Origin of the sequence: Streptomyces sp. SID10853, assembly GCF_010548145.1 — a bacterium.
Classification (GTDB): domain Bacteria; phylum Actinomycetota; class Actinomycetes; order Streptomycetales; family Streptomycetaceae; genus Streptomyces.
Map to the genome: position 1 here is coordinate 18,141 of NZ_JAAGLN010000043.1, position 21,231 is coordinate 39,371.

Below are 21,231 nucleotides of genomic sequence, written 5' to 3' on the forward strand. Positions count from 1 at the left end.
ACGGGACACCGGCCGACGGAGACCCCAGCACAGCAGAGGAAGCACTGCACGAAGGGGAAGCCATGACAGCGACGACCGACGGAAGCCCCGGAGCCATGGAGCCCCGCGCAGCCGCGGCAACGGGACCAGCTGAGACAATTGAACCCAGTGGAAATACTGAAAATACTGACACGATTCTTGCCGGACGCGACCCGGTACGCGACGCCGCCGAGCAGGCCGCGGAGCGCTCGGTCGAATATCTGCTGAAGGCCCAGGACGCCCAGGGCTGGTGGAAGGGCGACCTGGAAACAAACGTGACCATGGACGCCGAGGACCTGCTGCTGCGGCAGTTCCTGGGAATCCAGGACGAGCGCACCACGCGGGCCGCCGGACAGTTCATCCGGGGCGAGCAGCGCGCGGACGGCACCTGGGCCACCTTCTTCGAGGGCCCGGGTGAACTCTCCACGACCATCGAGGCGTACGTGGCGCTGCGGCTGGCCGGGGACGAACCCGACGCCCCGCACATGGCGTTGGCGTCCGACTGGATCCGCGCCCATGGAGGCGTGGCCGAGAGCAGGGTGTTCACCAGGATCTGGCTCGCTCTCTTCGGCTGGTGGAAATGGGACGACCTCCCCGAGCTACCACCTGAGATGATTTTCCTGCCCAAGTGGTTCCCGCTGAACATCTACGATTTCGGCTGCTGGGCCCGGCAGACCATCGTGCCGCTGACCGTGGTCTCCGCGAAGCGCCCGGTCCGCCCGGCGCCCTTCGCGCTGGACGAGCTGCACGCCGACCCGGCCGACCCGAATCCGGCCAAGCGGCCTGCCCCGCTGGTCAGTTGGGACGGGGCGTTCCAGCACCTGGACAAGGCGCTGCACCTCTACCACAAGGTCGCCCCGCGAAGACTCCGCAAGACGGCCATGAACGCGGCGGCCCGGTGGATCATCGAGCGGCAGGAGAACGACGGCTGCTGGGGCGGCATCCAGCCGCCCGCCGTGTACTCGGTCATCGCGCTCCATCTGCTCGGTTACGACATCGACCACCCAGTGATGCGGGCGGGCCTGGAGTCCCTGGACAGGTTCGCCATCTGGCGCGAGGACGGCGCCCGCATGATCGAGGCGTGCCAGTCCCCGGTGTGGGACACCTGCCTGGCGACGATCGCGCTGGCCGACGCGGGGCTGAGCCCCGACCACCCGGCGCTCGTCAGGGCCGCCGAGTGGATGCTCGCCGAGGAGATCGACCGGCCCGGCGACTGGTCGGTGCGCCGCCCGGGGCTCGCACCCGGCGGCTGGGCCTTCGAGTTCCACAACGACAACTACCCCGACATCGACGACACCGCCGAGGTCGCGCTCGCCCTGCGCCGGGTCCAGGTGCCCGACCGGGCGAGGCTGGAAGGCGCCATCGCACGCGGGGTGCGCTGGAATCTCGGCATGCAGTCCAAGGACGGCGGCTGGGGCGCCTTCGACGCGGACAACACCAGCCCGTTCCCCAACCGGCTGCCGTTCTGCGACTTCGGTGAGGTCATCGACCCGCCGTCGGCCGATGTCACCGGCCATGTCGTGGAGATGCTCGCCATCGAGGGCAAGGCGCAGGACCCGCGCACCCGGCGCGGGATCGAGTGGCTGCTCGCCGAACAGGAGGCGACCGGTGCCTGGTTCGGGCGCTGGGGTGTCAACTACATCTACGGCACAGGGTCGGTGGTCCCGGCCCTCACCGCAGCAGGGATGCCCGGCTCCCATCCGGCGATCCGCCGTGCGGTCTCCTGGCTGGAGTCCGTGCAGAACGAGGACGGCGGCTGGGGCGAGGACCTGCGCTCGTACAAGGAGGAGGCGTGGATCGGACACGGCGCTTCCACCCCCTCCCAGACCGCGTGGGCGCTGCTGGCGCTCCTCGCGGCGGGGGAGCGGGAGAACAAGGCCGTGGAGCGGGGCGTCAGCTGGCTCGCCGGGACACAGCGCCAGGACGGCGCCTGGGACGAGCCGTACTTCACCGGTACCGGCTTCCCCTGGGATTTCTCGATCAACTACAACCTCTACCGGCAGGTCTTCCCGCTGACCGCGCTCGGCCGGTACATCCACGGTGAGCCCTTCGCCGGAACCCGGCAGGGGAGCTGATGGCAGAGGCCCCGGGCAGTGCCCCGCTGCTGATCGCCTGCGCACTGGGCATCGAGCGGTTCGCCCTGCGCACGGGCAGCGGCCGCGGCGGCGCGCCGGGCCCGGTGACCGTACTCCGTACGGGCATGGGGCCCGAGGCGGCCGCATACGCCGTCACCCGCACACTCGGCGCGCTTCCCTCGCGGGATTCCGCCGTGATCGCCTCCGGCTTCTGCGCCGGTCTCGCGCCCGGAATGCATCCGGGCGATGTGATCGTCGCAGATGAGACCAGGGACAGCAGGGGCGCGACCGCCTGCGTCGGCACCGAGGTGCTGGCAAAGGCGCTCGCCGCCGCCCTGCCGGGGCGTACTGTGCACACCGGTCCGCTGACCGGATCAGACCATGTTGTACGCGGCCACGAAAGGGCCGAGCTGCGTGCCACAGGGGCGATCGCCGTGGACATGGAATCCGCGGCGACGCTCTGGAGCGCCGTACGGACCGGGCCCCGCCCGGTTGCGGCCGTCCGAGTGGTCGTGGACGCTCCAGAACATGAACTCGTCCGAATCGGGACGGTGCTCGGTGGAATATCGGCCTTCCGCGTACTCCGTGCCGTCCTTCCAGCTTTCTATGAATGGCACCGTTCTTTGCTGCTCCCCAGGAGGTGAGCTAGATGGCCATGCCGCTCCGTCAGACCATCAGGGTCGGGACGTATCTCTTCGAACAGAAGATCCGCAAGCGTGAGAAGTTCCCGCTGATCGTCGAGCTGGAGCCGCTTTTCGCGTGCAACCTCGCCTGTGAGGGCTGCGGAAAGATCCAGCATCCGGCGGGAGTGCTCAAGCAGCGCATGCCGGTGGCGCAGGCAGTGGGGGCCGTCCTTGAATCGGGTGCTCCGATGGTTTCCATCGCGGGTGGCGAGCCCCTCATGCACCCGCAGATCCATGAAATCGTGCGTCAGCTGGTGGCGAAGAAGAAGTATGTCTTCCTCTGCACCAACGCGATGCTGATGCGCAAGAAGATGGACAAGTTCACGCCGTCGCCCTATTTCGCGTTCACCGTGCACATCGACGGGCTGCGTGAGCGGCACGACGAGTCGGTGGCGAAGGAGGGGGTGTTCGACGAGGCCGTGGAGGCCATCAAGGAGGCGAAGCGGCGCGGTTTCCGCGTCACGACCAACTCCACGTTCTTCAACACCGACACCCCGCAGAACATCATTGAGGTGCTCAATTACCTCAATGACGACCTGGAGGTGGACGAGATGATGATCTCGCCCGCCTATGCCTACGAGAAGGCCCCGGACCAGGAGCACTTCCTGGGGGTCGAACAGACCCGGGAGCTTTTCAAGAAGTCCTTCTCGGGTGGCAACAGGCGCCGCTGGCGGCTGAACCACTCACCGCTCTTCCTGGATTTCCTGGAAGGCAAGGTGGACTTCCCCTGCACGGCGTGGGCCATTCCCAACTACTCGCTCTTCGGCTGGCAGCGCCCCTGCTATCTGATGAACGACGGGTATGTCCCCACGTACAAGGAACTGGTCGAGAAGACCGACTGGGACAAGTACGGCCGGGGCAAGGACGACCGCTGCGCCAACTGCATGGCGCACTGCGGTTACGAGCCCACTGCCGTACTGGCCACGATGGGCTCCCTCAAGGAGACCATCAGGGCCGCCCGCGAGACCGTTTCGGGCAACCGCGGGTGACGTGACGGTCGCAGGAGAGCCTGTCGCACCCCGGGCTCCCCGAGCCGCCGGCCCGACCTGTCCAGGTCGGGCCGGCGGCCGTAGGCGCACAGGCGCCGGTTCCGGTGCCGTCGACGACCGGGCGCCGGCTCCGGCGCCGTCACCGGCCGGCACCGGGTGTGTGAGCTGAACAGAATCCGAGAGGGGGCCCAGCGTGTCGATCTTGGAGAATATCCGGGGACCGCACGACCTGAAGGCGCTCGCCGAGGCGGAACTCGGTGAACTGGCCGTAGAAATAAGGGAGTTCCTGATCCAGGCGGTGGCCAGGACCGGCGGACACCTGGGGCCGAACCTGGGGGTGGTCGAACTCGCCGTAGCGTTGCACCGGGTCTTCGACTCACCCGTCGACCGCATCCTGTGGGACACCGGTCACCAGAGCTATGTGCACAAACTGCTCACCGGCCGGCAGGACTTCTCCAAACTGCGCAGCAAGGGCGGCCTCTCCGGCTACCCGTCCCGCGAGGAGTCCGCGCACGACGTCATCGAGAACTCGCACGCCTCGACGGTGCTGGGCTGGGCCGACGGCCTCGCCAAGGCCAACGAGGTGCTCGGCAGGACCGGCCATGTGGTCGCCGTGATCGGCGACGGCGCGCTCACCGGCGGTATGGCCTGGGAGGCGCTCAACAACATCGCGGCCGCCAGGGACCGCCCGCTGATCATCATCGTGAACGACAACGGGCGCTCGTACGGCCCGACGATCGGCGGTCTGGCCAACCACTTCGCCACCCTCCGCACCACCGACGGCTATGAGCGGGCCCTCGCCTGGGGCAAGGAAGTGCTCCAGTCGACGCCCGTCGTGGGGCAGCCGCTGTACGAGTCGCTGCACGGCGCGAAGAAGGGGTTCAAGGACGCCTTCGCGCCGCAGGGCATGTTCGAGGACCTGGGGCTCAAGTACGTCGGGCCGGTCGACGGCCACGACCTCGCGGCTGTGCAGTCGGCGCTGCACCGGGCCAAGCGCTTCCACGGCCCGGTGCTGGTGCACTGCCTCACCGAGAAGGGGCGCGGCTACCGGCCCGCCCTGGAGGACGAGGCGGACCGCTTCCACACCGTCAGCGTCATGGACCCGCTGACCTGCGCACCGCTCGCCCCGCCCGGCGGGCCGTCCTGGACCTCGGTGTTCGGCGCCGAGATCGCCGCGATCGGCGCCGAGCGGCCCGATGTCGTCGCCATCACGGCCGCGATGCTCCACCCGGTCGGGCTCACCGAGTTCGCCGAGCGCTTCCCCGAACGGGTCTGGGACGTCGGGATCGCCGAACAGCACGCGACGGTCTCCGCCGCCGGGCTCGCCACCGGCGGTCTGCATCCGGTGGTCGCCGTGTACGCGACCTTCCTCAACCGGGCCTTCGACCAGCTGCTGATGGACGTGGCCCTGCACAAGTGCGGTGTCACCTTCGTCCTCGACCGGGCCGGGGTCACCGGGGTCGACGGGCCCTCGCACAACGGCATGTGGGACATGTCCGTGCTGCAGGCCGTGCCCGGACTGCGGATAGCCGCGCCCCGGGACGCCGATCAGCTCCGCGCCCAGCTGCGGGAGGCGGTCGACGTGGACGACGCGCCGACCGTACTGCGCTTCCCCAAGGAGTCGGTGGGCGATCCGGTCCCGGCGGTCGGCCGGGTCGGCGGTATGGACGTACTGCACCGGGCCGACCGGCCCCAGGTGCTGCTGGTCGCCGTCGGGGTGCTCGCCCCGGTCTGTCTCCGGGCCGCCGAACTCCTCGAAAGCAGCGGCATCGGCTGCACGGTCGTCGACCCGCGCTGGGTCAAACCGGTGGACGACGGACTCCCGGGGCTGGCCGCGGAACACCGGCTGGTCGCGGTCGCCGAGGACAACAGCCGCAGCGGCGGCGTGGGTTCGGCGGTCGGCCAGGCGCTGCGCGACGCCGGGGTCTACGTACCGCTGCGGACCTTCGGTATCCCCGAGCAGTTCCTCGCGCACGCCAAGCGTGCCGAAGTGCTGGCCGACATCGGGCTCACGCCCGTCGAGATCGCAGGACGGATCAGCGCCGCCCTGAAAGCCAAGGAGAAGACGGAATGACGGAAGGCGCGCCCAAGGGCCTCGAACCGAAGGGTTTCGATCTGACGACCCTGCTCGCCGAGCGAGGTGCCGAGCGCTACGAGCTGCACACCCGGTACCTCAACCACCAGCTGCCGAGGATGCTGCACACCATCGGCTTCGACAACGTCTACGAGCGCGCCGAGGGCGCCCACTTCTGGGACGCCGACGGCAACGACTACCTCGACATGCTCGCGGGCTTCGGCGTCATGGGGCTCGGCCGGCACCACCCGGTCGTCCGCAAGGCGCTGCACGACGTCCTGGACGCCTCGCTCGCCGACCTGACGCGCTTCGACTGCCAGCCGCTGCCCGGGCTGCTCGCAGAGAAGCTGCTTGCGCACTCGCCGCACCTGGACCGGGTGTTCTTCGGCAACAGCGGTACGGAAGCCGTCGAGACCGCGCTCAAGTTCGCCAGGTACGCCACCGGGAAGCCCAGGATCCTCTACTGCTCGCACGCCTTCCACGGGCTGACGACCGGCTCGCTCTCGGTCAACGGCGAGGACGGGTTCCGGGACGGATTCGCACCGCTGCTGCCCGACACGGCGATCGCGATGGGTGATCTCGCCGCGCTGGAACGCGAGTTGAAGCGCGGGGACGTGGCGGGATTCGTGGTCGAGCCGATCCAGGGCAAGGGTGTCCTGGAGTCCCCGCCCGGCTTTCTGCGCGCGGCCCAGGAGCTGCTGCGCCGGCACAAGGCGCTCCTGATCGCGGACGAGGTGCAGACGGGGCTCGGCAGGACCGGTGACTTCTACGCCTACCAGCACGAGGAGGGCGTCGAACCGGACCTGGTGTGTGTGGCCAAGTCGCTCTCGGGCGGCTACGTGCCGGTGAGCGCCACGCTGGGCAAGGACTGGATCTTCAAGAAGGTCTACTCGTCCATGGACCGGGTGCTGGTCCACTCGGCCAGCTTCGGCTCCAACGCGCAGGCGATGGCCGCCGGGCTGGCCGTGCTCTCGGTGATGGAGGACGAGGAGACCGTCGCGCACGCCCGCGCGACCGGTGAACTGCTCAAGTCCCGGCTGGCCGCGCTCATTCCCCGCTACGAGCTGCTGCACGACGTCCGCGGGCGGGGGCTGATGATCGGCATCGAGTTCGGCCGGCCCACGTCGCTCAAGCTCCGCAGCCGCTGGACCATGCTCCAGGCGGCCCGCAAGGGGCTCTTCGCGCAGATGGTCGTCGTACCGCTGCTGCAGAAGCACCGCATCCTCACGCAGGTGTCCGGGGATCATCTGGAAGTGATCAAGCTGATCCCGCCGCTGGTCGTCGACGAGGCCGACGTGGACCGCTTCGTCGAGGCGTTCACCGCGGTGATGGAGGACGCGCACGGCGGTGGCGGACTCATGTGGGACTTCGGCCGGACCCTGGTGAAGCAGGCCGTCGCCAACCGCTGAGCACCGTCGGCAAGCCGCGCTTTTGCCTCAGAGGCAAGAAAATTGCCTCTGAGGCATTTTGCTGTCCCAATGGGGTGTATGAGCACCCCCGCGGACGACCTGCCCGATGTCGCCCCGCGCCTGCGTGAACTGCGCCGGCGTGGGCGGCTCACCCTTGAGGCCGCGGCCCGCAGGGCCGGCCTCTCCCCGGCGCACCTCTCCCGCCTCGAGACCGGTGCCAGACAGCCGTCGCTGCCCATGCTGCTCTCGCTCGCCCGCATCTACGGTACGTCGGTCTCCGAGCTGCTCGGCGAGGTGCCGCCCGAACGGGACCCCGTCATCCGCGGGGACAGCCGGGACTCCGTCGAGGCCGACGGCTGGACGTACCACACGGCGGGCTCCCCGGGCCGGGCGATGCAGCCGCTGCGGGTGCGGGTGCCGTACGGGGCGCAGGGCGAGCTGGTCCGGGTCCATCCCGGCGAGGAGTGGCTGTACGTCCTCAGCGGGAAGCTGCGGCTGACCCTCGGCGACGCGGCGCACGACCTCGACCCCGGGGACAGCGCCCACTTCGACTCGCTCACCCCGCACCGGATCGCGGCGGCCACCCGGGACGGGACCGAGCTGCTCTTCGTGCACACCCTGCTGCAGAGCCCCGACCTGCACTGAGCCCGACCCGCTGCCGAACCCCCGACGAGAAGAGGCCCGCCATGCCGGAAACACCCGAGGACACCCAGGAGAAGAAGTTCCCCAGGGGACTCGTCATCAGGCTCTTCGCCTACCTGGTGGCGGGCCATCTCTTCGCCGGATTCGTCTATCTGCTGTTCACGCTCGGCGGCCGGCAGTAGCCCGCCGCCGGCGCCCGGCTCAGGAGGCTTCGTCGAGCAGCCGGGCGCGCAGCTTCTCGCGTGTCTGCGGGCTCAGCTCCAGGCCCTCGGAGAGATAGCGCTCGGTGGTGCCCCAGGTCTCGTCGATGGCCGCGAAGGCCGTCTCCAGATACTCGGCTCGGGCCTCGAAGAGCGGGCTCAGCAACTGCATGACCTCGTCGGAGTGCGGGTCGGCCGACTCGTTGCTGCGCTTGACCAGGTAGCGCCGCCGGGGGTCGTTCGACTTGAGGTAGTCCGCCTCGACGGCATCGCGCTCCACGCCCACCGCGAGCAGCGTCACCGCTATCGAGAGTCCCGCCCGGTCCTTGCCCGCCGCACAGTGCATCAGCGCGGGCACGCTGTCCTCGGCGATGGCGTGCAGCACCCGGCTGTGCTCGGCGGTCCTGGTCGTGATGATCGTCCGGTACGACTCGGCCATCCGGCCCGCGGCCCGGTCGTCGGAGAGGACCCGCCGCAGCTGCTCCAGATCGCCGTCGCGGACCATCCGCCAGAACTCGGACCCGTCCGCCGGGTCCGTGAGCGGGATGTTGACGTGACGTACGCCCGCCAGCTCCACGTCCCGTCCGTCCAGGGCCACGTCGGCGGCGTTACGGAAGTCGAAGATGGTGTGCAGGCCCAGCGACGACAGGAAGGCCGCGTCGTCGGCTGTGGCGTGGGCGAGGTGACCGCTGCGGAACAGCCTGCCCGGGCCCACCCGCCGTCCGTCCACGGTCGGCAGCCCGCCCACGTCACGGAAGTTGCGGACCCCGGACAGCTCGGGTTCTGCCGACGGGACCTGCGGAAGTTGCTGCGTCACGGGGCTCCTCGGTGTCCTGCCGGCGGGGCTGGTCGCCGCCGTCGGCGCGTGGTGGACCTGGCGGTCCGGCCGTGTGTGAGGAGCGTGGTCCTCACGGCCCTGGATTTTTGACGATACGACATCGGTGCGTGATGCAGGCATCGTGCCCCGGAGAAGCCGGGTGGCCCTCCTTATTCCGTCTTTAGACAAACTGACCAGGTGGCCTTTCTCACGGCCCGTCACCCCCTAAATACGGTCGCGTAGGTCACAGCACGAGGTGCAGGATGGGCCGTTGTGGCAGACGATTCGGCAATCAAGAACAGAGACATCATCGGGTCGTACGCGGCGATCGGCGACAGCTTCACCGAGGGAGTCGGGGACCCCGGACCCGACGGAACCTTCGTTGGCTGGGCCGACCGGCTGGCCGTACTTCTGGACGACCGCGTCCCCGAACACACCTTCCGTTACGCGAACCTGGCCGTACGCGGACGGCTCCTCGACCAGATCGTCGACGAGCAGGTCCCACGGGCGAAGGAACTCGCACCCGACCTGGTCAGTTTCTCGGCGGGCGGCAACGACATCATCCGGCCGGGCTCCGACCCGGACGACGCGGCCGAGCGCTTCGAGCGGGCGCTCGCCGACCTCACCGCGTCGGTCGGCACCGTCATGGTGACCACCGGGTTCGACACCCGCGGGGTGCCGGTCCTGCGTCATCTGCGCGGCAAGATCGCCACGTACAACGAGCATGTCCGGGTCATCGCGGCCCGGCACGGCGCCCCGGTGCTCGACCTCTGGTCCCTCAAGACGATCCAGGACCGCCGCGCCTGGGACGCCGACCGGCTGCATCTGTCGCCCGAGGGCCACACCCGTGTCGCCCTGCGTGCCGCACAGGTCCTGGGCCTCGACGTGCCCGCCGACCCGGACCAGCCGTGGCCCCCGGAGCCGCCGCGCGGCTCGGCCGAGGTGCGGCGCGACAACATCCAGTGGGCCCGCGAACACCTGGTGCCCTGGATAGGCCGCAGGCTCCGCGGTGAGTCGTCCGGCGACCATGTCGAGCCCAAGCGCCCCGACCTGCTCCCGCTCTGACCGCTGCAGCTCCGGCCGCTGCCCGGCGGCGTGGACCGTTCACGGGCTCGTTCCTCGCCGGACGCGCCCGCCGCACATAATGGATCGACACCGCACACCTGGAGGTCCTTGTGCCCGCTTCCCGTTCTCTGCCTCCCCGGATCCGCGCGCTGCGGCCGGAGGGCTTCGGCGCCGACCCGGCCGGAGAGCGGATGGCGCGTATCCGCCGCTCACCGAACTTCGCCGACGGCGTGTTCCAGAACCCGGTGGGCGCCAGGACCCGGCCGTCCGGCTCCATGGCCGAGTTCGCGAAGGTCTACTTCCGCAAGGAGGAGCGGGTCCTCAGGGTCCCCGACGGCACCGTCCCGGTCCACGCCACCACCGTCGCCGATCTGGCGAAGGCACCGGTGTCGGGGCTGCGGCTCACCTGGATGGGGCACTCCAGCGTGCTCGCCGAGATCGACGGCCGGCGGGTGCTGTTCGACCCGGTCTGGGGGCAGCGCTGCTCCCCGTTCTCGTTCGCCGGGCCGAAGCGGCTGCACCCCGTACCGCTGCCGCTCGCCGCGCTCGGGCCCGTCGACGCCGTGGTGATCTCGCACGACCACTACGACCACCTGGACCTCCCCACCATCAAGGCACTCGCGGGGACCGGCACGGTCTTCGCCGTACCGCTCGGCGTGGGCGCCCATCTGGAGCGCTGGGGCGTCCCCGCTGACCGGCTGCGCGAGCTGGACTGGAACGAGACCACGGAGGTCGCGGGCATCCGGCTCACCGCCACCCCGGCCAGGCACTTCTGCGGCCGCGGGCTGCGCAACCAGCAGCACACCCTCTGGGCGTCCTGGTCCGTCGCCGGACCCGAGCACCGGATCTACCACAGCGGTGACACCGGCTACTTCCCCGGATTCGCGGACATCGGCGCCGAGCACGGCCCGTTCGACGCCACGATGATCCAGATCGGTGCGTACTCCGAGTACTGGCCCGACATCCACATGACGCCGGCCGAAGGCGTCCAGGCCCATCTGGACCTCCAGGGCGGGAAGCCCGGCGGTGCGCTGCTGCCCATCCACTGGGGCACCTTCAACCTCGCCCCGCACCCGTGGGCCGAGCCCGGCGAGTGGACCCGGGACGCGGCGGGGGAGGCCGGGCAGGCCGTGGCGCTGCCCCGGGCCGGCGAACCCTTCGAGCCGTCGGGCAAGCTCCCGTCCGAGCCGTGGTGGCGCGCGGTGTCCCCGCCGGTCGCCCGCCCGTGGCGCCGCGCCACGGGTCCGGACACGGCTCCGGCCGGCCGGAGGGGTCTGGACCTCGCGGAGGAACAGCACACCTGAGGGCGGCGCGGCAGAGCCCTACGGCCGGGGTACCGCGAAGTGGAAGCAGCCGTACTCCACGGCGCGTACGTGCACCATCGCCACCTCCGGGACGGCGAACGCCTCGTCGAGGGCCCGGTCGAACCCGGCGCCCGTGTCCTCGGGGATCTCGAAGAGACGGCCGCCGACGATGTGCCCTTCGGCGTCATAGCGCCGGATGGTGCGCAGCGCGCCCGGCCGCGCGAAGGGGTAGCCATCGGTGTCACGCGGCCCCGGGCACGCATCGGCGTGGATGAAGACCGGCCCGGCCTCGTCGTACGCCCCGGGTGCCGCGCCCGTCGCCGCCGCCCAGCGCCGCAGCGGCGCGTACGAGACGAGCGCCACCCGTTCGCCGGGCTCGATGGCCCGCAGGCAGCAGCGCAGCGGACTTCCGACGCAGTCGACGGGGTCGCCGTCCTCGCGTGCGGTGTACGGGTGCGGGGGCCGGCCGGAGTCGTCGCTCACGCGGAGTTCCCGCAGCGCGGCCGGGGGGATGGGGAGAGCCGTGTAGGTGGTCATGGCTCCAATGTCGTCGGCGCGCGCCGCGGGTGCTGGCGGAATTCTGACGCCGAGGCCGCCCGCGGTGGCACCGCGCTCAGCCGCTCTGCCCGGCCTGCTCCCGGCTGCCGCCCGCCTGCCGGGCCGCGGCCACGATGGCCTGGAGCGCGGTGAGGTGGTCGTCCAGCGCCTGCCGGCCGTCGGGGGAGAGGGACAGCCAGGTCCGGGGCCGCTTGCCCACATGGCCCTTGCGGATGTCCAGATATCCGGCAGCTTCCAGCGCGGAGGCGGTCTTGCTGAGCACCGAGTCGGACACCTGGCAGCCGTCTCGTACGGCCGCGAACTCGGCCTCGTCGCACGCGGAGAGGAAGGCGGCGACGGCCAGCCGGGTCGGATGCTGGATCGTCTCGTCCAGCGCCGGCCGTCCCTGGCCCGGTGGGGTGCCCGTCACGCCAGCTCCGCCAGGGTCCGCCTGATCGTCGCGTTACGGGCCAGGCATGTCACCCACACACCGAGCCCGGACACGACGAACGCCGTGAGCTGCGCCGTGGCCTCGTCCGCTCCGAGGACCCAGCACAGCCATCCGGCCAGGGCACCCGCCACGAAGACGGTCGGCAGCGCGACCCGGCTCCGCCACAGACGGGCGGGCCAGGACCGGTCGATCAGAACCCCGGCGCTCCTGCGCGCTGCCCGCGCGAGCAGGGCGATGACGATGAGCGCCAGGATCGCCACCGGAAGTGTCAGCAGAGTTGCCGGACCGCGCTTGCCGTCGCTCCATGCCTGGACCGCGCTCGGCACTATCACGGCCACCGTCGCTGCCGGTCCGTACCAGGCCGGGAGGAGGCCGGCTTTGAGACGGGCCCGCTCCTGTGCCGTCTCCACGTCCCGCAGGGCGCCTGCGGCGTACTCGGCCGATTCTGCGCCGGTGTCGTGGCGTACGGACTCGTTCTCCTGCGGCTGCATCAACGCACGGGCCTTTCCCGGTCAGAGGTGGGGGCTGAGGCTTGCCATCCTGACACATACTTTCCGAAGTGGAAAGTACTTTCTTAGTCCGTGGAACGGCTGCGGGCGTTGGCCTCGGCGACGCGGGCCTGCAGCAGCTCGGCCGGGCCGACCGGGCGTACGCGGGCCGGATCGGCGTCCCACTCGCGGCCACCGCCCAGCGGCCGCAGCTGGAGCCATGGGCCCTCGTGCCCCATGACGATGCCGACCCGGCTGCTTGCGATGTCGCGAACGGCCGTTCCGGGAAGTGGCGGCGCGGTCGTCGGGTCCGGCTGCGGGGTGGTGCTCACCGGCCCGCGCCCTTCGCGACGACCGCGGCCAGTGCGAGGGCGACCGGCGCTGAGCACACCCCGAGGTACACCAGCGCGTAGCGGGTACTGGCCGGGGTCTCGTCCTGTTCCGGCTCGGGCTCGGGCTCGAACCAGGGCGTGCGTACGTCCATGGCGGGGAGTTGGATACCGGCGCGGGTCAGGGCCCCGGCGAGCGCGTCACGCGCTTCGAGCGCCTCCTGGACCTTGGGGCTGTCGTCGTCGGTGGCGCGGTACGGGGTGCGGCGGGGGAGTGGGGGAGGTGTGGTCATGGCGGGATCTCCTTGCGGCCGGTGTGTTTGCGCGGTTTCGCTGCCGGGCCCACCAGGCGTGAACTACGGTGCGTAGTGGGGGCGTTACGAGAATGCCGCCCGGCCGGGCCGGGCACACCGACGGCGCGATCTCGTTCCCCCGCGGCCGTGCTCGTTCCACACATTCCACATGGAATGCGGCGAACTGGCGGGCGCGCGTGTATGTGTACCGGTACGGGGGCGGATTCCGGGTGGGCCGGACGCCCTGGAAGGAGTGCCATGCCGCAACGACGCCTCGTCACCAGCCGCAGCCAGGAGCCGCGTCAGCGGTTCGCGGAGGAGTTACGGAAACTGCGCGCCGAGCGGGGTCTCAGCTTGCGGCAGGTCGGTGAGCGGCTCGGTTGGGACTACTCGCTGTTCGGCAAGATGGAGAAGGGCGAGACGCTCGGCGGCCCCGAAGTGGTCCAGGGGCTGGACCACTTCTTCGGCACGCAGGGGTTGTTGCTCGTGCTGTGGGAGCTGGCGATGAGGGACCGTACGCAGTTCCGTGAGCGGTACCGGCAGTACATGGCGCTGGAGTCGGATGCGACCAGCCTGTGGCATTTCGGAGTCAGCGTGCTGCCGGGGCTGTTGCAGACGCCGGGATATGCGCGCGCGGTGCTGGCGGCTGGTGGGATCAAGGAGCCGGAGCTGACACAGCAGGTTGATGCTCGGATGGGTCGACGGGATCTGCTGGAGGGACCAACGGCCCCGCCATTCAGAACGATCCTGTCCGAGGCTGTACTCCGGACGCCGTTGCGCGACATTGGCGCGTGGCGCGCTCAGTTGGAGCACCTGCTGGAGATGGCGGAGCGAGACGATGTGACAGTTCAGGTGCTGCCATTCCAGGCGGGGCCATATGGGCTGGACAGCACCGACGTCTGGTTTCTACGTCTACCAGGTGGGCGTACCGTGGCCTACACGGAAAATGCCTACCGGGGCGAACTCATCGAGGAGGACGGCCCGGTCGAGCGGCTGCAACGTGCTTACGATGCGGTACGTGACTTGGCCTTGTCCCCGACCGAGTCACGGAAGTTCATCCTGCGTATGTTGGAGGAAGTACCGTGCGATCCCTCGACCTGAGCGTCACGAACTGGCGTAAGAGCTCCTACAGCAACTCGGATGGTGGTGCGTGCGTCGAGGTCGCCGACGACTTCGCCGCCGTCGTTCCCGTACGCGACAGCAAGAACCCGGGCGGCCCCGTGGTCACGTTCGCCGCGGATCACTGGTCGTCGTTCGTCTCCGCTTTGCGGGACGGCGAGTTGAGGGGCTGAGGATCATGCGAAATATCGACCTGAATGCCGCGATGTGGCGCAAGAGCAGCTACAGCAACCAGGATGGCGGCCAGTGCCTCGAGGTCGCCGACGACTTCGCCGCCGTCGTTCCCGTACGCGACAGCAAGAACCCGGGCGGTCCCGTGGTCACGTTCGCCGCGCACGGCTGGTCGGCGTTCGTCTCCGCCCTGCGCGACGGTGAGTTGAGGGCCTGACCGCAGCCGCACCCCGAGTCACCGGGGCAGCCCCCGCCGACCGGCAGCGGTCAGTGGGGGCTGGCCCGTGCTGCTCAGTCGGCCGGGGTCACCGGCGCCAGCCAGATCGCGGTGATCGCGTCGATCAGGCCGGTCGCGTACGTGTGCCAGCTGGCGCGGGCCGTGTGGGCGCCGTCGGCGAGGGCGCGTTCGCGTTCGGCGAGCATGTGGACCAGCAGGTTGCGTGCCATGTCGCCGCGCTCGATCCGTACGGGCAGCGGCAGCCCTGGCAGGCAGCGGTTGAGGCCGTCCAGGGTCTGCTGGATCGACGGGCCGAACGACTCGTCGATCACCATCTCGCGCAGCACCGGATCGGTCATCAACTGTGCGCCGAACCGGGCGTACCACGTGGGGTGGGGCAGCTCGGCCAGATGCTCGGTGCTCGGGCGGACCAGGCAGGCGACCCAGTCCCGCACCTCCGCCGAGTCACCCGTCGCGTCGACCATGCGCCGCCGTACGGCGGCGATCGGCTCGCTGTGCCTGCGGACGATCGCGCGCAGCAGGTCGGTCTTCGTGCCGAAGTGGTAGCCGACGGCGGCGTTGTTGCCCTGCCCGGCGGCCTCGCTGATCTGGCGGTTGGAGACGGCGAACACACCGTGTTCGGCGAACAGCCGCTCCGCCGTCGAGATGAGCAGCTCCCGGGTGGCGGCGACCCGCGCGTGCCGCGCCGTGGCGGGGGTCACCGCGACCACCGCAACGGTGTGTACCGCTGGCCTGTGTCACTCACTGCTCGTCTCACCGCATGGCTTCCGTAGGCGCGAACTCCGACGTCACCCAGTTAAGCGCCGCCCCCGATCACCGGTCAAACACCTGACTTAACCGGGGGCGGCCGCACTCCGCCCGGTCAGGCCGTGGCGGTGGGCCGGGCCTTCTCGCCTTCCGTCTTCGCCGTGCCGAGTGCGGCGGCGCGCACGGCCGGGATGAGGGCTCCCACGGCCATCGAGACGATCGCCATGGCGCAGCCGACGAGGAGCGCCGTGCGGAAGCCGGACTCGGAGGTGAAGCTCCGGCCTGCCGCGGTGGTCGTCATCTGTGCGAGGAGCACGCCGATGACCGCGGCGCCGACGGAGGTGCCGAGCGAGCGCATCAGGGTGTTGAAGCCGTTGGCCGCGGCAGTCTCCGACTGTGGGACGGAGCCCATGATGAGGGCGGGGATGGAGCCGTAGGCCAGTCCCACACCGCTGTTGATGACCATGACGGCCAGCATGATGCCCCAGGCCGAGCCCATCAGCGCCAGCGAGACGCCGTATCCGCCGGCGATCACGAGGGCCCCGCTGAGCAGGGTGAATTTCGGGCCCTTGGCATCGGTCAGCTTTCCGCCGAGCGGCGAGACGAGCATCATCATGATGCCGCCCGGCGCCATCCACAGACCGGAGGCCAGGAGTGACTGCCCCAGTCCGTAGCCGGTGGCCGAGGGGAACTGCAGCAGCTGCGGCATGACCAGCATGCTGGCGTACATCGCGAAGCTGGTGAAGACCGAGGCGACGTTCGTCATCAGCACCCGCGGGCGGGCGGTGGCGCGCAGATCGATCAACGGGTCCTTGGTGCGCAGCTCCCACATGCCCCAGGACACGAACAGCACCGCAGCGCCTGCGAAGAGGCCCAGGGTGGTGCCCGAACCCCAGCCCCAGCCGGCTCCCTTGGAGACCGCCAGCAGCAGACAGACCAGCCCGGCGCCGAGGCCGAGCGCTCCGGGGACGTCGAACCGCTGCCCCGTGATGGTGGGGGGTACCTGCGGAATCAGGGAGCGGATCAGCAGGGCGAGGACCGTGGCCAGTACGGCGGAACCCCAGAACAGCACACGCCAGTTGGCGTACTGGGCGACCGCCGCCGAGATGGGCAGCCCGATGCCTCCGCCGATCCCCATCGACGCACTCACCAGCGCGATGGAGGAGCTGAGCTTCTCCTTCGGGACGGTGTCGCGCAGCAGGGCGATACCGAGCGGCACCATCCCCATCCCCATGCCCTGAAGCGCCCGGCCGATGATCATCGGGGTGATGCTGGAGGACAGGGCGCACACCACCGATCCCAGAATCAGCGGCACCATGCAGGCCAGCATCATCCGGCGCTTCCCGAGCATGTCGCCGAGGCGGCCGGTGACCGGCACGCACACCGCGGACACGAGCAGAGTGACGGTGACGACCCAGGTGGCGTTGGAGGCCGATGTGTGCAGCATGCCCGGCAGCTTCGCGAGCAGCGGGGTGACGAGTGTCTGCATGACCGCCGCCAGGGTGCCGGCGAGCGCCAGGACGCTGACCACGCCCCTGGAGCCGGACGGCTCTTGCGTGTCCTTCACGTGCGTGTCCTTCAAGACGGAACTCTCCTCGCAGATAGTTGCTCAGGGAAACATTAAATCAGTCGATTGACTTAATCCAACCGCGAGGTGTTGACTGCTTCCGGAGCGTGATCCGTCGACCCGAGTGTGCGGAGGAGATCTGTGGTGACCGGCCCGCAGGATGTGGAACCGCTGCCCTATCCGCTGAACCCCCCGTCGGCGTTGCAGCCGTCGGAGACGTGGGAGGAGCTGCGCCGGACGTGCCCGGTGGCGCGGGTGAGTCTGCCGAGCGGTGACGAGGCGTCGTTGCTGACCCGGTACGAGGACGTGCGTACGGCGCTGTCCGACCCCCGCTTCAGCCGCGAGGGACTGACCAGGCCCGACGCGGCCCGGGTGGCTGCCGGAGGCTCGGACGGGATCTTCAAGAGCCCGATGGCGAAGACGCTCAACGCCCAGGGGCACGAGCGGTGGCGGCGCATGGTGGGGAAGTGGTTCACGGCGAGGCGGATGGCCGCGCTGCGCCCGGACATGGAGGCCATGAGCGACCGGCTCATCGACGGAATGCTGGAGCGGGGGCGTCCTGCGGACCTGGTGGCCGGACTCGCGTTCCCGCTGCCGGTGTTCGTGATCTGCCGCATGCTCGGCGTCCCGGAGAGCGACCGGGACCGGTTCAAGACCTGGTCCGACATCTTCCTGAACGTCACCCGGTACACGCGGGACGAGACGGAGTCGGCGTACCAGGAGTTCGCCGCCTATATGTCCGGCCTCATCGACGGCAAGCGCGCCGCCCCCGGGGACGACCTGCTCAGCCTGCTGCTGACCGGGGCCGGAGGCACGGACGAGCCGATGTCCGACGAGGCGCTCGTGGCCACCGGACAGGCGCTGCTGCTGGCCGGCCACGAGACCACCGCGGGCTTCATCGGGCTGATGGTGGCGCACCTGCTGTCGGACCGGCGGCGCTGGGAGCGGCTGCTGGCCGATCCCTCACTGGTCAGGGCGGCGGTGGAGGAGAGCCTGCGGTTCGACCCGAACGGCGCCAAGACCGGAATGCAGCGCTACGTCCACGAGGACGTCGAGCTCCCCGGCGGTGCCGTACCGGCGGGGACCACCGTGGTGTGCAGCATGGCCGCGGCCAACCGCGACCGGAGCGTCTGGGAGAACGCGGACGAGATGGACATCGGCCGCAGCCCCAACCCGCATCTCACCTTCGGCGCCGGGCCCCACTCCTGCCTCGGGCAGCCGCTCGCCCGTACCGAGATGCAGGCCGTGCTCAGTGTCCTGCTGCGACGCCTGCCGACCCTCGAACTCGCTGTGGCCGCGGAGGAACTGCGCGCCGAAGAGGGGCTGCTCACCGCTCCCCTGCACGCGTTGCCGGTGACCTGGTGACAGCTGCCGGGACCACCGGAGCTCCCCGGACCGACCGTACGGAAGGGACCCGGGACGCGATCATGGCGGCGGCCGAGCGGCTGTTCGCCGAGCACGGTCTGTCCGCGGTCTCGCACCGGCAGATCGCCCAGGCGGCGGGGCAGCGGAACGTCACGGCCGTCAGCTACCACTTCGGCACCCGGACCGAGCTGGTCCGCGCGATCATGACCAGGCACGGTGAACGGGCCGACCTGTTCCGGGAGCGGTACGTGGCGCTCGCTGAGGGCAGCGACGAGATCCGGGACTGGGTCGTCGCCCTGGTCAGGCCGGTGCCGGAGTATCTGGCCTCGCTCGGTCATCCGTCCTGGAACGCCCGGCTGTCCGTACAGGTCATGACCGACCCGACGATGCGCACGCTGGTGACCGAGCAGGCCATCGCCCGCCCGAATCTGCGGCGGGTACTCGACGGCCTCGGGCGCCGCCTCGCCCACCTGTCGCCCGAGGTCAGGGTCGCCCGCGGGGAGATGGCGCGGCATCTGATCGTGCACACCTGCGCGCACCGGGAAGGTGCCCTGGCCGCGAACACCGGTGTGCCGCCTGCCTCCTGGGACCGGACCGCGGCCGCGCTGACCGACGCGATCGCCGGGCTGCTGACCGCCCCGGCCGCCTTGCACAGCCCGGCCGCCTTCCACAGCCCGGTCACCTTGCACAGCTCGGCCACTCTGCACAGCCCGGAAAGGGCACATCCGGAAACGGCACACGGGGAAACGAAAGGGAGACACCTGACATGAGGATCAGCGTCGACGAAGAGAAGTGCTGCGGCGCCGGGCAGTGCGTGATGATCGCGCCAGAGGTCTTCGACCAGCGCGACGAGGACGGCATCGTCGTCCTGCTCGCCGCCGCACCTGACCCCGGCCAGCACGAGGCCGTACGGGAATCCGCGAGTGTGTGCCCCGCAGCGGCGATCCACATCACCGAGCAGACGTAGGCGTTCCCGGATCCCTGCCGTCCCTGCTCCTTGCCCCTGCGCCCCCCCACGTCGAAGGACCACGAATGACCTCAGCGCCCCGGGCGGACACCGCCTCCGCCGACACCCCCGCCTCCGCCGACACCCCCGCGTTCCCCGGCCCCCGCTCCGCCGTGTGCCCGTTCGGCGTCTCGCCCGAGATGCGTGCCCTGCGCGACCGTGGAGCGGTCAGCCGGGTCACGTCCTGGGGCGGGAGCACCCCCTGGGTGGTGACCAGCCACGCCGAGCAGAAGCAGCTGCTCGGTGACCCCCGCCTCAGCGCCGTCTTCTCCCATCCGGGCTTCCCCAGCCCCGTCGACCCCGAAAAGGCAGGCAAGGCGAAGGCGGACATGAGCTTCGTCGGGATGGACGATCCGGAACACGCGCGGCTGCGCCGTATGGTCAGCGGCGTCTTCACCATCAAGCGGATCGAGGCGATGCGGCCCGTCGTCCAGGAGATGACGGACGGCTTCATCGACACGATGCTCGACGGCCCCAAGCCGGCGGACCTCGTGCAGGCGCTCGCGCTGCCCATTCCGTCCCTGGTCATCTCCCGGCTGCTCGGCGTCCCTTACGAGGACCACCAGTTCTTCCAGACCAACAGCAAGACCATCGTCTCGGCGACCGCCGACGCCGAGGCCCGGCACACCGCCCACACCAACCTCTCCGGATACCTCGACGAGCTGGTCGGCAGGAAGACCACCGACCCCGGCGACGACCTGCTCTCCGCACTCGCCGAGCGGATCACGGCCGGAGAGATCACCCGCCACGACGCGGCGGCGATGGGGGTGCTGCTCCTCCTCGGCGGGCACGAGACCACCGCGAACATGATCAGCCTCGGCACGCTGCTGCTCCTGGAGCACCCGGAACAGCTCGCCACCATCCGGGACACCGGCGACCCCCGGGTGGTCGCCGACGCGGTCGAGGAACTCCTGCGGTACCTGTCGATCGTGCATCTCGGGCGGCGCCGTACCGCGCTGGAGGACATCAAGGTCGCGGGCCGGACCATCCGCGCGGGCGAGGGCGTCATCCTCCTCAGCGAACTCGCCAACCGGGACCCCCAGGTCTTCCCCGACCCCGACACCCTGGACATCGCCCGCAACGCCCGACCCCACCTGGCCTTCGGCTCCGGCACCCATCACTGCGTCGGACAGCCACTGGCCCGGATGGAACTGCAGGTCATCTACCCCACCCTCTTCCGCCGCATCCCCACCCTGCGGGCCGCGGCCGATGTGGAGCGGATCCCGTTCAAGTACGACTCCGTCATCTACGGCATCCACGAGCTGCCCGTCACCTGGTAGCCCCGCCACAGTGATGTACGACATGGCCGGCCGCGCCGGGATGCGGACACTATGGGCGGATGCACACAACCGGAACCGACCGCCCCGGCCACGCCCCGACGCTGGCTCAGCTGCTCGCGATGATCGCGGCCGGGACGCTCGACGTCGTCGTGGCACCGCGCGGTACCGGTGTGCCGGTGTCCGACGTGGTGCTGCACGACACGGGCGAGGAGCGGGACGAAGAGATATGGGCGGCCACCGGGCTCGTCCTGCTCGCTGTCGGGGTGGAGGCCGCCTCCCCTGAAGCGGTCGGTGTGCTGCGCGCCGCGGACCGCGCGGGGGCGGCGGCCGTGGTGATGCGGCCCGGCCGCCGGGGCCCCGGCCC

General features: G+C 70.3%; 24 protein-coding genes and 1 pseudogene. 17 read left to right on the top strand and 8 right to left on the bottom strand.

Going from position 1 to position 21,231, the window contains the following annotated elements; genetic code table 11:
• Positions 1–62 precede the first annotated feature (62 nt).
• The 7 genes from shc (at position 63) to G3I19_RS36870 (ending at position 8,072) form a co-directional block, all read left to right on the top strand.
• Positions 63–2,093, top strand: coding sequence for a squalene--hopene cyclase (shc, locus tag G3I19_RS11630; RefSeq protein WP_164262859.1), 2,031 nt, complete (start codon positions 63–65; stop codon positions 2,091–2,093).
• On the top strand, positions 2,093–2,737 hold the full coding sequence (locus G3I19_RS11635; protein ID WP_164262860.1) for a 1-hydroxy-2-methyl-2-butenyl 4-diphosphate reductase: 645 nt from the start codon (positions 2,093–2,095) through the stop codon (positions 2,735–2,737). The genes shc and G3I19_RS11635 overlap by 1 nt, the downstream gene beginning before the upstream one ends.
• A 5-nt stretch (positions 2,738–2,742) precedes the next feature.
• Positions 2,743–3,765 carry an adenosyl-hopene transferase HpnH gene (gene hpnH / locus G3I19_RS11640; RefSeq protein WP_164262862.1) on the top strand — a complete coding sequence of 341 codons (1,023 nt, stop codon included), beginning with the start codon at positions 2,743–2,745 and terminating at the stop codon, positions 3,763–3,765.
• Between the two features lie 193 nt (positions 3,766–3,958).
• The gene (gene dxs / locus G3I19_RS11645; RefSeq protein WP_164262865.1) at positions 3,959–5,839 is read left to right on the top strand and encodes a 1-deoxy-D-xylulose-5-phosphate synthase; all 1,881 of its coding nucleotides are present in this window, start codon (positions 3,959–3,961) and stop codon (positions 5,837–5,839) included.
• Positions 5,836–7,248 (top strand): aspartate aminotransferase family protein, encoded by a 1,413-nt coding sequence (locus G3I19_RS11650; protein WP_164262867.1) that lies wholly within the window; start codon positions 5,836–5,838, stop codon positions 7,246–7,248. Before dxs ends, G3I19_RS11650 begins: the two co-directional genes overlap by 4 nt.
• Before the next feature lie 78 nt (positions 7,249–7,326).
• On the top strand, positions 7,327–7,893 hold the full coding sequence (locus tag G3I19_RS11655) for an XRE family transcriptional regulator (protein WP_164262868.1): 567 nt from the start codon (positions 7,327–7,329) through the stop codon (positions 7,891–7,893).
• 41 nt (positions 7,894–7,934) lie between these two features.
• Positions 7,935–8,072 carry a DUF6126 family protein gene (locus G3I19_RS36870; RefSeq protein WP_203599449.1) on the top strand — a complete coding sequence of 46 codons (138 nt, stop codon included), beginning with the start codon at positions 7,935–7,937 and terminating at the stop codon, positions 8,070–8,072.
• A gap of 19 nt (positions 8,073–8,091) precedes the next feature.
• Here G3I19_RS36870 and G3I19_RS11660 read toward each other — a convergent pair whose 3' ends face one another.
• Complete coding sequence (locus G3I19_RS11660) at positions 8,092–8,907, bottom strand: tyrosine-protein phosphatase (protein WP_164262870.1); 816 nt, start codon at positions 8,905–8,907, stop codon at positions 8,092–8,094.
• A gap of 273 nt (positions 8,908–9,180) precedes the next feature.
• Between G3I19_RS11660 and G3I19_RS11665 the strand changes: the two genes are divergently transcribed.
• Entirely contained in the window at positions 9,181–9,972 is a 792-nt protein-coding gene (locus tag G3I19_RS11665) for an SGNH/GDSL hydrolase family protein (protein ID WP_164262872.1), read from the top strand.
• 110 nt (positions 9,973–10,082) lie between these two features.
• Positions 10,083–11,276, top strand: a complete 1,194-nt coding sequence (locus G3I19_RS11670; protein ID WP_343235069.1) for an MBL fold metallo-hydrolase — start codon at positions 10,083–10,085, stop codon at positions 11,274–11,276.
• A gap of 18 nt (positions 11,277–11,294) precedes the next feature.
• Here the strand turns inward: G3I19_RS11670 and G3I19_RS11675 are convergent, their stop codons facing one another.
• The 5 genes from G3I19_RS11675 to G3I19_RS11695 form a co-directional block, all read right to left on the bottom strand.
• Positions 11,295–11,813, bottom strand: coding sequence for a DUF1203 domain-containing protein (locus G3I19_RS11675; RefSeq protein ID WP_164262874.1), 519 nt, complete (start codon positions 11,811–11,813; stop codon positions 11,295–11,297).
• Positions 11,814–11,889: 76 nt separating this feature from the next.
• Positions 11,890–12,243, bottom strand: coding sequence for a transcriptional regulator (locus G3I19_RS11680; protein WP_164262876.1), 354 nt, complete (start codon positions 12,241–12,243; stop codon positions 11,890–11,892).
• Positions 12,240–12,755, bottom strand: coding sequence for a hypothetical protein (locus G3I19_RS11685; RefSeq protein ID WP_164262878.1), 516 nt, complete (start codon positions 12,753–12,755; stop codon positions 12,240–12,242). The genes G3I19_RS11680 and G3I19_RS11685 overlap by 4 nt, the downstream gene beginning before the upstream one ends.
• An 83-nt stretch (positions 12,756–12,838) precedes the next feature.
• A complete protein-coding gene (locus G3I19_RS11690; protein ID WP_164262881.1) occupies positions 12,839–13,084 on the bottom strand; it encodes a hypothetical protein in 246 nt (81 codons plus the stop codon).
• Positions 13,081–13,374, bottom strand: a complete 294-nt coding sequence (locus tag G3I19_RS11695) for a hypothetical protein (RefSeq protein ID WP_164262883.1) — start codon at positions 13,372–13,374, stop codon at positions 13,081–13,083. The genes G3I19_RS11690 and G3I19_RS11695 overlap by 4 nt, the downstream gene beginning before the upstream one ends.
• Before the next feature lie 258 nt (positions 13,375–13,632).
• Between G3I19_RS11695 and G3I19_RS11700 the strand changes: the two genes are divergently transcribed.
• The 3 genes from G3I19_RS11700 to G3I19_RS11710 are packed head-to-tail and all read left to right on the top strand — an operon-like array spanning position 13,633 to position 14,881.
• Entirely contained in the window at positions 13,633–14,475 is an 843-nt protein-coding gene (locus G3I19_RS11700) for a helix-turn-helix transcriptional regulator (protein WP_164262885.1), read from the top strand.
• Positions 14,457–14,666 (top strand): DUF397 domain-containing protein, encoded by a 210-nt coding sequence (locus tag G3I19_RS11705; protein ID WP_164262887.1) that lies wholly within the window; start codon positions 14,457–14,459, stop codon positions 14,664–14,666. Before G3I19_RS11700 ends, G3I19_RS11705 begins: the two co-directional genes overlap by 19 nt.
• A 5-nt stretch (positions 14,667–14,671) precedes the next feature.
• The gene (locus G3I19_RS11710; RefSeq protein ID WP_164262889.1) at positions 14,672–14,881 is read left to right on the top strand and encodes a DUF397 domain-containing protein; all 210 of its coding nucleotides are present in this window, start codon (positions 14,672–14,674) and stop codon (positions 14,879–14,881) included.
• Positions 14,882–14,955: 74 nt separating this feature from the next.
• On the opposite strand, the gene G3I19_RS11715 is transcribed toward G3I19_RS11710, so the two are convergent.
• Positions 14,956–15,612 (bottom strand): TetR family transcriptional regulator, encoded by a 657-nt coding sequence (locus G3I19_RS11715; protein WP_343235070.1) that lies wholly within the window; start codon positions 15,610–15,612, stop codon positions 14,956–14,958.
• 152 nt (positions 15,613–15,764) lie between these two features.
• Positions 15,765–17,216, bottom strand: coding sequence for an MFS transporter (locus G3I19_RS11720; RefSeq protein ID WP_164262893.1), 1,452 nt, complete (start codon positions 17,214–17,216; stop codon positions 15,765–15,767).
• Positions 17,217–17,360: 144 nt separating this feature from the next.
• On the opposite strand from G3I19_RS11720, the gene G3I19_RS11725 reads away from it, so the two are divergent.
• The 5 genes and pseudogenes from G3I19_RS11725 to G3I19_RS11745 form a co-directional block, all read left to right on the top strand.
• The gene (locus G3I19_RS11725; RefSeq protein WP_164262895.1) at positions 17,361–18,581 is read left to right on the top strand and encodes a cytochrome P450; all 1,221 of its coding nucleotides are present in this window, start codon (positions 17,361–17,363) and stop codon (positions 18,579–18,581) included.
• Between the two features lie 62 nt (positions 18,582–18,643).
• Positions 18,644–19,351 (top strand): TetR family transcriptional regulator, encoded by a 708-nt coding sequence (locus G3I19_RS11730; protein ID WP_164262911.1) that lies wholly within the window; start codon positions 18,644–18,646, stop codon positions 19,349–19,351.
• Complete coding sequence (locus G3I19_RS11735; protein ID WP_164262897.1) at positions 19,348–19,548, top strand: ferredoxin; 201 nt, start codon at positions 19,348–19,350, stop codon at positions 19,546–19,548. Before G3I19_RS11730 ends, G3I19_RS11735 begins: the two co-directional genes overlap by 4 nt.
• A 65-nt stretch (positions 19,549–19,613) precedes the next feature.
• Positions 19,614–20,867 (top strand): cytochrome P450, encoded by a 1,254-nt coding sequence (locus G3I19_RS11740; protein WP_164262899.1) that lies wholly within the window; start codon positions 19,614–19,616, stop codon positions 20,865–20,867.
• Positions 20,868–20,926: 59 nt separating this feature from the next.
• Positions 20,927–21,231, top strand: a pseudogene (locus G3I19_RS11745) (PucR family transcriptional regulator); the annotation flags it as partial.